The 9,105-nt window shown below is 67.9% G+C and carries 9 protein-coding genes and 1 pseudogene; 7 read left to right on the forward strand and 3 right to left on the reverse strand.

All coding sequences use genetic code 11. From position 1 onward, the window contains the following. Positions 1-273 precede the first annotated feature (273 nt). Positions 274-540: pseudogene (locus tag ACFRAR_RS37075) on the forward strand (MarR family transcriptional regulator); the annotation flags it as partial. A 349-nt stretch (positions 541-889) separates the two neighbouring features. On the opposite strand, the gene ACFRAR_RS37080 reads toward ACFRAR_RS37075, so the two are convergent. Further along, positions 890-1,414, reverse strand: a complete 525-nt coding sequence (locus ACFRAR_RS37080; protein ID WP_380704567.1) for a MepB family protein — start codon at positions 1,412-1,414, stop codon at positions 890-892. Positions 1,415-1,544: 130 nt separating this feature from the next. Here ACFRAR_RS37080 and ACFRAR_RS37085 point away from each other — a divergent pair, with 130 nt between their 5' ends. Then, positions 1,545-3,071: a HEAT repeat domain-containing protein gene (locus ACFRAR_RS37085; protein ID WP_380704569.1), complete on the forward strand. Its 1,527-nt coding sequence runs from the start codon at positions 1,545-1,547 to the stop codon at positions 3,069-3,071. A 167-nt stretch (positions 3,072-3,238) separates the two neighbouring features. Here the strand turns inward: ACFRAR_RS37085 and ACFRAR_RS37090 are convergent, their stop codons facing one another. Together ACFRAR_RS37090 and ACFRAR_RS37095 are read right to left on the reverse strand one after the other, a co-directional pair. Continuing rightward, entirely contained in the window at positions 3,239-3,865 is a 627-nt protein-coding gene (locus ACFRAR_RS37090) for a transposase (RefSeq protein ID WP_380704571.1), read from the reverse strand. A 67-nt stretch (positions 3,866-3,932) separates the two neighbouring features. Next, positions 3,933-4,241 (reverse strand): hypothetical protein, encoded by a 309-nt coding sequence (locus tag ACFRAR_RS37095; protein ID WP_380704573.1) that lies wholly within the window; start codon positions 4,239-4,241, stop codon positions 3,933-3,935. A gap of 589 nt (positions 4,242-4,830) precedes the next feature. Here ACFRAR_RS37095 and ACFRAR_RS37100 point away from each other — a divergent pair. From ACFRAR_RS37100 to ACFRAR_RS37120, 5 genes are all read left to right on the forward strand, one after another. Beyond that, positions 4,831-5,226, forward strand: a complete 396-nt coding sequence (locus ACFRAR_RS37100; RefSeq protein ID WP_380704575.1) for a hypothetical protein — start codon at positions 4,831-4,833, stop codon at positions 5,224-5,226. Then, positions 5,219-5,791: a hypothetical protein gene (locus tag ACFRAR_RS37105; protein ID WP_380704577.1), complete on the forward strand. Its 573-nt coding sequence runs from the start codon at positions 5,219-5,221 to the stop codon at positions 5,789-5,791. The genes ACFRAR_RS37100 and ACFRAR_RS37105 overlap by 8 nt, the downstream gene beginning before the upstream one ends. Before the next feature lie 25 nt (positions 5,792-5,816). After that, positions 5,817-7,613, forward strand: coding sequence for a putative T7SS-secreted protein (locus ACFRAR_RS37110; RefSeq protein WP_380704579.1), 1,797 nt, complete (start codon positions 5,817-5,819; stop codon positions 7,611-7,613). Positions 7,614-7,672: 59 nt separating this feature from the next. Next, complete coding sequence (locus ACFRAR_RS37115) at positions 7,673-8,257, forward strand: type VII secretion system-associated protein (RefSeq protein WP_380704581.1); 585 nt, start codon at positions 7,673-7,675, stop codon at positions 8,255-8,257. A gap of 140 nt (positions 8,258-8,397) precedes the next feature. Next, positions 8,398-8,565, forward strand: a complete 168-nt coding sequence (locus ACFRAR_RS37120; protein ID WP_380704583.1) for a hypothetical protein — start codon at positions 8,398-8,400, stop codon at positions 8,563-8,565. Positions 8,566-9,105 lie beyond the last annotated feature (540 nt).

Consider the following 9,105-nt stretch of genomic DNA (forward strand, 5'->3'; position numbering starts at 1 on the left):
CCGCCCCACCCGCATCCACTCACTCTGCACCCAACACGGCATCGCAACGGCGGCCTGAGCCTGACCTAGATCAAATACTTCGCCAGCAGAGTCGCCTGAAACGATTCTTCGGCAGGCCGGCGGGGCCCGCACCTCGGCCCGCACCGCGCCGGCACTCCACTCGGCTCCGGATCGATCGATTATTCTTGCATGCGCTGGATAGCCGCCTTTGCCGATATTTTCAAGATGGACATGTCCCGGGCTTCGGTCGCATCTGGAAGGAGACCCGGACCCATGACCACCACAGACCCCGCATTGACCGCCCGCACCAACGGATGGGAGGCCTTCTACCTCCTGTACGGCCGGATCGAGGCGCACATCGAGCGCGCCCTCCAGGCCGAGCATGGCCTGAGCGTGCGCGAGTAGTCGCTGCTCGACGTGCTCGGCCGCCAGCACGACGGCGAGGGCGGACACCCGCAGATGAAGCGGCTCGCCGACACGGTCGCCCTCAGCCGGAGCGCTACCACCCGCCTCGTCGCCCGCCTGGAGGACCGCGGCCTGCCCGACCCCCATCCGGCACGGCGAAGCCCGCCGGCAACCGGAGTCGACCACACCCGCGCGCATCCGCCGCCCGCTCCACGGTCACTGTGAACGTTCGCGGAACGCTTCGTTCCGAGACCGCCGGCCCGGTGGCCCCGACCGACCGGCAGGAGGCCGTCGCCGAGCTGTCGGCGGAGTGCTGGCGCGGCCCCTGGTGGACCGTTGTACGGGGTGGTGGCGGGACCGGGGGTCTTGCGGGTCGGCCGGGAGGTTCCGGGTGCGGGTGCGGGTGCGGCGAGTCGGGCCGGGTTGTCCGGCGGCGGGAGGCCGCTGCCCGGCGCCGGGCCCGACGCCGGGACCGAAGGGGCGCCTACGCGCGGTAGAGGGCACGGGCGTGTGTCATGCCGGCAGGCCCGTCCTGGCCGATGTCGAAGAAGTGGTCCACCTGCCATGCCTGCGTGCTGCGGGCCTGCCGGTTGGCCGTGGTCACCCACGGCGGGTAGACACGGAATCCCCGTTTCCCGCCGCAGCCGTTGCGGGAGACGATGCCGCGCTCGCACAGCACCTCCCGCGGGAACACGAACTGCCCGAAGCCGTCGTCGTCGCGGCTGCTGACGACGAAGAGATCCACCTCGTCCTCGGTGTCGAAAGGCCGGATCGGTCCCTCCTTCGACCGCTGCCACACCGTGACGAACTGGCCCACCTTCGTCGGGGTGGTCCTGGCCACGCGGAACCGCACCGAGCGGCCGTCGACCGTGAATCCGCAAGCCGCGTATCCGGCACCCTCCGATTCGGCCACCGGCGGCGAACAGACGAAACCGCACGGGTCGTACACCGATGCCTTCGCCGCCAGCAGATCACCGTGAAGCCCCGCCCACGGCTGATTCGTCACCATCCCACCATCCTGCCATCGCCACCGCCGACCAGCTCCAGCGCCTGCTGCGCCCCGGGGCGGTGTAGAGCAAGGCGGTCCGGCCGGACGGGCTCGGCGAGCCGCTCCTCGCTCAGGCCCTGTGGGTGCCTTGGTGCTGTCAGGCCGGCCGGGCGTCGGTCCGGTCGAGAAGGCCCGTGATGGTCTCCGCGACGATGCCCGGCTGTTCGGCCTGGATGAAGTGAGCTACAGCCCGCAGGTGAAGGGCACGATCGAGGCGCTGAACGACGCGGTTCAGGAGATGTTCCTCGTATCCCTGCCGCGCTATACCCACCGCCCCAAGCCCACCGGAGGCCGGAGCGCCGGTCCGGACGCGCCGCCGCCGACGTTCGCCCCGTTCGTCACGCTGCTCCTGGAGCGGGTTCGCTGGTGGAACACCGAGCACCACCCGGCCGCCCTGGGCGGCCTGACCCCCTCGAAGCCTGGATGGCGGACCCTACGCCGCGAGTTGTCCGAGGCTGGGTGCAGGATACCGGCCATGTCCTCACACGAGATCTCCGCCACAGCAGACCCGGACCCGGCCGCGATGCTTCACCGCACCGATTGGGCGGCGCTCGCCCATGCCTACGGCCCGGCCGCGACCACCGCGGACGATCTGCTCGGGTTGCTGGAAGACGATCCCGAGGTCCAGGCCGCGTCGCTGGGCCGGCTGGAGATGTCGGTTCTCCACCAGGGCTCGCTCTACTCCGCGACCGCGCCCGCGGCCCTGTTCATCGCCGGGGTTCTCCCGCATCCGCGCACGCTGGCCGTTCACGAGAGCTTCTTCCCGTGGGACGACCGCACACGCCCGCTGAGGGCGGCGCTGCTGGAATGGCTCGGTCAGTTCGCCGAGTCCGCGGCCTTCGACGATGAGGCTCTCGCCGACCCACAGGACGCGGAAGAAGCCGAGGCGTCGGAAGCCGTACACGCGTGCCGGGCTGTCCGGCCGCAGATCTTCGACGCCATCGCGCCGTTTCTCGACGACCGGGACGAGACGGTCCGGGAGGCCGCGCTCGGCGCCGTGACGCATTTGCTCGCGGCCGACGACCTCGCCGATCGGATACCCGTTGCGGCCGGCCGCTTGGAGCGCCTGGCCTGTGGCGGGGGAGGACGCCGCGAGCGCGCGGGTGCGCTGCTCACCCTGGCCCGCTGGGGACGGGACACCGCGACGCTTCTCACTGACGAGGACCCGGCCGTGCGCACATGTGCCGCGCTCGGCACCGCGGACCCCTCGGCGATCGACGTCCTGTTGGCCGAGCTCGCCGACCCTGTCGCGGTGGACGGTTGGTTCGACGAGCCGTTGCCCCAGGTCGACGGCTGGTTCCGTTTCACCGTGCTGCGGGGGCTGCTCGAGCGTGCCGAGAGTTTCGAGCAGGTCCTGCCCGTTGCGCTCGCCCTCATCCCGTTGTGCAGCCAGTACAGCGTCGACCGGGACTGGGGCCCGCTGCTCGCTTGCGCCTTCCCCGAGCCTCATCCGGCAGGAGCCGCCCTGACAAGGGCCCAGAGCGTCTTCCTGACGGCCTTGCTGGAACGGGACTCCTGTTGGGGGCCGATTGCCAACCGGATCCTGTGGCTGCGTGGGGCCGGGCTGCCGGTGGAGCGCGGGGAGCTTCGGGTCCTCGTGCGGACTGCGGGGGAGTAGATCCCGGCGTGCTGACGGAGCGCGTCGGGCCGCGCCGATGGTGCCCAGGGGAAACCACATCAGTGGCGTCGTGTCGCCGAACGCTACCGTCGCCTTCAACCTGCGGCTCAAGCCGAGCCGCTTGCCGGCATCCGGAGGATTTCAAGTCCAGTGAGACAGTCGTGACGCTATGAGGTTTGTGGTGCGGGTTCCCTGCGCTTGGCCGGGTCATTGATCCAGGCCGTCTGCGGTATCTCGGGCGGTCGGGGACGACGGCCGAAGCGTTCGGGATGCCGGGCGTATGCCTTGGCGAGGGTGACGGCCCGCTGGTCGCGGATCTCCTCCGCGGTGCCGAAGTGGACGCTGGCGGGTGTGTGAAGTCCGATGCCCGAGTGTCGGTGCTCGTGGTTGTAGTACGAGATGAAGGCGTCGAACCATTCGCGGGCGTGGGCCGGGGAGTCGAACCGCTTCGGGAAGTCGGCCATGTACTTGGTGGTCTTGAACTGGGCCTCGCTGTACGGATTGTCGTTGGAGACCTTGGGCCTGGAGTGGCTTCGGGTGACGCCAAGGTCGATCAGTAGTTGGGAGACCTTTTTTGAGGTCGTCGAGGTGCCGCGGTCGGCGTGCACGGTCTGGGGCACGATGCCGTTGCGCTCGATGGCTTCGCGGATCAACTCCTCGGCCCGCTCGGCTGATTCGGCCAGCTCGACGGTGTGGCCGACGATGTAGCGGCTGAAGATGTCGATGATGACGTAGGCGTGGTACCAGATGCCCTTGCGGGGGCCGGCTGCCTTGGTGATGTCCCAGGTGAACACCTGAGAGGGACCGTCGGCGACCAGTTCGGGCACCGTCTTGGCCGGGTGGGTGGCCTGGCGGCGTCGCTCACCGCACTGCCCGCGTTCGCGCAGGACGGTACATCGTGGAGACCGAGCAGTGGTAGCGTCCGGCGTCCAGCTCGCGGGCCCAGATCTGCGCGGGAGGCAGTTCGGCGTACTCGGCGTTGTTCATCAACTCCAGGACCGCTGCCCGCTCTTCGGGTTTCAGGGCTGACGGCTGGAGCTGTGGCCTTCTGGGCTCGCGCACGGGCGGCGGCTTCGGCCTGCGGTAGTGGGTGGCCCTGGAGCGGCCGGTCAGCCGGCATGCGGCCGTGATGCCCAACTTCTGCTCGATGCCGGTGAACGCCTCGTCCACGACGGGGTCGGCGGCGTGTGTCAGTCCGCGCTCTCGGAGATCATTTCCAAGAGCGCCGACGCTTTTCCCGGCACCTCCAGCGCGGCTTTGTTCCTGGCCGGTTCCTTCTCCAACCGTTCCACCTGGCGGCGCAGCTTCTCGTTCTCGACTTCGGTGGCGGACTTCTTCGGACGGGCCGTGCTCGTGCGCCGGTCGACCGACTTCTCCAGAGCCCCGGCATCGCGCGCGGCCCGCCACTCGGTGACGTGCGAGTGGTAGAGGCGCTCGCGGCGCAGGACCGCGCCCTTCTCGCCCTCGGGCGCGGCGTCCTACTCGGCCACGATCCGCAGCTTGTACTCGGGGCTGAACGTGCGGCGCTTCGGCCTGGGGGCCGGGTGGGGCGTAGACGGGTTGGTGCTGGTCATCAGGGGTGGAACTCCTACTCGGGCCCTCTCAGGCTAACCCGACAAGGCGGGATGTCTCACCCAAGGCTGGCAGAGAGGGGATGAGCCATCCGGGGATACCGGTGACGCTCTGCTCGTACGGGTGTGCGTTATGGTGACGACTGGCCATGAGACCTTGGGGGGTGACGATGGCTAACACTGGCCTGGTGCACCAGGTGCGGATGATACGGGCGGGGGCCGGGGATCCGGCGGTGATGCTGGCGCAGTTCCGACTGAGTGCGGTGTTGGTGCCGCTGTGGGGCGATGAGGCGGTGTGGACGGCGGACGAGGGAGGTCTGCGGTGGATCTTCGCGTTCTCGTCCGAGGAGGAGCTGGCGGCGTTCGTCAGGTCGAAGGGGCTCCCGCTGGGCGGCTTCCCGTACATGACGGTGCTGGGGAGCAGGCTGCTGGATGTGGCGGTGCCGGGTCTGGGTGTGCCCGGGGGAGTCGCGCTGGACGTGGAGGGGAAGGAGCCGATGCTCTTTCCTCCGGTGCGGGGGATCGTGCCGGACGAGGTGGTCCTGGACGGGCCGGTGACGACGGAAGGTGTGGGCGTTGGGTGAGGGATATCAGGCGGATCCCGAGGCGTTGAGGCTGGTGGCGGACGGCCTCAACGGGGTGATCGCCGAACTGAAGTCGATCGGCATAGCCGGGGTCGCGGAGGGCGGGCGCGGCTTCACCGAGCTGGAGCTGGGCGGGATGGACGCCGGCGAGTCCGGGCTGTCGTCGACGTTCGGGGAGTTCTGCGAGCGGTGGAACTGGGCGGTCAGATCGCTGGTGGTGAAGGGCTCGAACATGGCGGGCAAGATCGGCCTGGCCGCCGGCACGTACCACGAGCAGGAGCGGTACGCGAACGGGCTGATGAAGGACGTCGTGGCCGGCGCGATGGGCAATCCCCACCTGACCGAGGAGCAGGTCGAGCACGAGTCGTGGTCGCAGGTGTGGGGCGACAACCCGATCAGCGACATCATGCACCCGGACTACTCCGGCAAGTCCTTCGACAAGGCCGGTGAGGACATCAAGCAGCAGTGGCAGAAGGCGGCCCAGGACGCGATCCAGAAACCCGGCGTCGTCAACATGACGCTGAACGCGACGGTCGGCCCCGTTCCGCCGGCCCCGGAGAAGTGACGGCATGGGATTCCTCGGAGACGCCGTGGACTTCGTCGACGATGCCGTCGACAGTGGGACGAAGTTCATCGCCAAGGGCCTGCAAGAGGGCGGGCACCTGGCCGGGAAGGCACTCGACGAAGCAGGCCTGCACAGTGCCGGACAGACCGTCAGCGGCTGGGGCGACGACATCGCGGACGACGCCGGTCTCAAGGTCGCCGAGCGCAGCCTCGACCAGAGCGACGACCCGAAGGAAGTGCTGCACGGCGATGCCAAGCGGCTGAACGAGGTCGCCGGTCACCTGCAGAAGTTCCACGACGCGTTCGACAAGGCGGGCCAGGGCCTGACCCGTCTGGACACCAGCCACTGGACCGGAGAGGCAGCCGAAGCCTTCCGCCGGGACTTCGACCCCCAGCCCAAGCAGTGGCTGACGGCGGCGGATTCCTTCGCGAAGGCCGGCACCGCCCTGGCCACCTATGCCCACACCGTCGGCTGGGCACAGGACCAGGCCAAGGACGCGGTCAGGATCTGGAAGGAGGCGCAGAAGAAGACCGACGCCGCCGCCAAGACCTTCATGAGCGACGCGATGACCTACAGCCTGCGGCTGAAGGCGTACAACGCGACACCAGCCGACCAGCGCGAGGGGGACCCGCCGGCCGACCCCGGCGAGTTCACACCCCCCGCGGAGGCGGTCGCTCAGTTCAAGGAGGCCGAGGACAAGCTCGACGCCGCCCGCACCCAGCGGGACTCCGCCGCCCGTACGGCACTCGCGGCCATCAAGGCGCTCGTGGAGTCCGCCCCCGCGATGCCGAGCCGGACGGAGATCCTCAAGGCCGACCTGATGGACACCGCCACGTCCGTCCCGCAGCTCGGCCTCCACTTCGGCGGCGGCCTCGTGAAGAGCGTCGTCGACCTGAACAGGCTCCTGCGCAGTGTGAACCCGTTCGACCCCTACAACATCACGCACCCCGCCGAGTACGCCACGGGCCTTTCCGGCCTCGTAGCCGGTCTGGGCACGGCTGCCAACAACCCGACCGAGGCCGTCAAGGGCCTCGTCGGCAGTGGCTGGGGCTCCGATCCCGCCGAAGCCGCCGGCAAACTCGTCGGCAACCTGCTCCTCGTTCCCGAGACAGGGGGCGGCAGTGTTGCCGCCTCCGTCGCCGAACGCGAGGCCGTCGCCGTAGCCGAGAACGCGGCCAAGAACGCTGCGAAGGAAGCCGCCGAAAACGCTGCCAAGGAAGCGGCTGAGAAAGCCGCAAAGGAAGCCGCTGAGAAGGCGGCCAAGGAAGCCGAGCTGGCTGGTCTCCCACCGGATCTCCGGAGAATCCGTGAGCTGGAGGGGCAGAGCGTCTCCGAATGGCCGACCGACCCCTTGAAGTCGGCGGCTAATAAGAATGTCGATCTTTCCGACATGGAATATGCTCCGAAATGGCGAACCACGCACGAGGATCTCTACCGCTTCGACAATAGGAGCCCTAGCCAGGTCTTCACCCCCGATGGCGGATTTCAGCCGTGGTCCGAGGGCTACAACGATCTCTACGGTTATGCAAATAGCAATAGGGGATCCATATTTGTTGGAACAACTCGCGACCCGGAGAGCATGGTCGGAGGAGGGAAGCCCTGGCGTTATGATATCGATGCCGAAGGGGGTGTCGACGTAAATGCCACGCTCGGAAAGCACAGTCCATACGAAGAAGAGGCGGAGGTGGCTTTTCCGGGCGGGGTCAACCTTGAGAACGTCAAGGGCGCCTGGGAGATGCAAGATGGCAAGCCGATCCGCTACGTCGAGAATCCGTACTACAGGCCGGAGGCGGGTAGGAATCCGGGTGGCCGTGCGCCCTAGGGGTGGGAATTGTCATGACGACGGTACGGCGCGGGAGCGTCTGGAAAGGTAGGTGACAGGTGGCAGCTGGCGGCAAGGAGCCGACCCTGACCAGTGCCATGCGCGCCGAGGCCCGGAAGCGGCCGGGCCAGTGGCTCTACTCGGTGGATCCCGGCTTCGATCCAAACGGAGAGGTGCCTCCGCAGGGAATCGCGGGAGCCTGGAGGATCGACGATTCCGGAAACGTGGCGGAATTTTTGCACAATCCAAACTACATGCCTTCGCCAATGGCGCTCGGATTCGCCCGGCCCGCTAATGAGCTGGAAAATAAGCTGCAGCTGACGGTCGCCGGGTATTTCGGTGAGAAGCGGTTTGCGGCGGAAATTCTGGAGGCGGAGCTATTTGTCTACACTGGCTCAACGTGGCGGGGCCCCGCCACTATTCCCGGAGAAGACGGCAGAAGAGTGATTGACGGCTGCACGTCACTCGAACACATTCCGAAGGACTGGCCGGGCGCCGTGCCGATACCGGCGAGTCTGCTGCTTGAGATCCCGGGCTCGGTAGACTTGCGCGTCAATCCCGGTAGTCGGGTTACCGTGACCATCCCCATCGAAGACCTGAGGGGGGCCATGGCGCCTGGCACGAGCGATGGGAGTGGAAATTGACCACTGCTGGAAAAACCCCAACCACAGAACAGTATGATGACGCGAGGGCATTTGTCATCGGCTGTCAGCGGCGCAATCGTTCCAGAGCAGTGTCATGCGGGACCGACGTCGCCGCGGTGTTCGATGCATGGTCTCAGCTCATGGACAAGAACCTGGCGCAGACCAAGGTAGCGATGAACAAGGGCGAGATCGAGCAAGCTGCTTCTTCATGGGCCGTCGTGCTGGACGGCATCTCGGCCTGGGTCACACGCTCCGATTTTCCGCCCTCCCTGTACACCGACACGTACGCATCGCGCTACGGGGGCTGAACGGACCGGCCAGCCCCGTGCTGCCGGGCCCGCTACGGCAGCTGGTGAACAACTGAGCATGCCGATGTCTGGCCGTGCCAGGATGCACCCGTCGCCGCTGCACTGGGATCTTGGGTTGGTGGAGTACGCGGTGGATCAGGGCCAGGGACATGCCCTGGAGGCCCAAGACCGAATGCTGGAAACACGGGGCAAGGTCCCTGAAGAGTGCGGTGGCCGGGCAGGCGGCCGGTCTGAAAGAGCTGCGCTGTCTCGACGGGAAGCAATGGGCAGCGCTCGGTGGAGATGCAAACGGTGTGGGGCCGCCCTGCTCGGGCGGCCTCACACCGTTTCAGCGTCCGACCCGGAGAGCGAGGACTACGCGGGACCACGGAACGACTGGTGACAAAAGCCGGCCCCCTCACGCTCCAATCGCGAGGGGACCGGCCTCCAGGGTAGGCCCGGGTGGGGCCGTCACCCCGCCGCGGAAGGCGAACGGGATCTGCCCGCCGGAAGTCCGCACAGCACGGGAACGTGCCCGACACGAGCCTTCCTCCGGGCGCA

The sequence above is a fragment of the Kitasatospora sp. NPDC056651 genome, from assembly GCF_042792155.1.
In the GTDB taxonomy this organism is placed as follows: Bacteria; Actinomycetota; Actinomycetes; order Streptomycetales; family Streptomycetaceae; genus Kitasatospora.

Excerpts from the sequence above, each read along its gene's own strand:
- ACFRAR_RS37080 (WP_380704567.1), bottom strand. The coding sequence starts at position 1,414 with ATGGTGACGAATCAGCCGTGGGCGGGGCTTCACGGTGATCTGCTGGCG.
- ACFRAR_RS37120 (WP_380704583.1), top strand. The coding sequence starts at position 8,398 with ATGGACAAGAACCTGGCGCAGACCAAGGTAGCGATGAACAAGGGCGAG.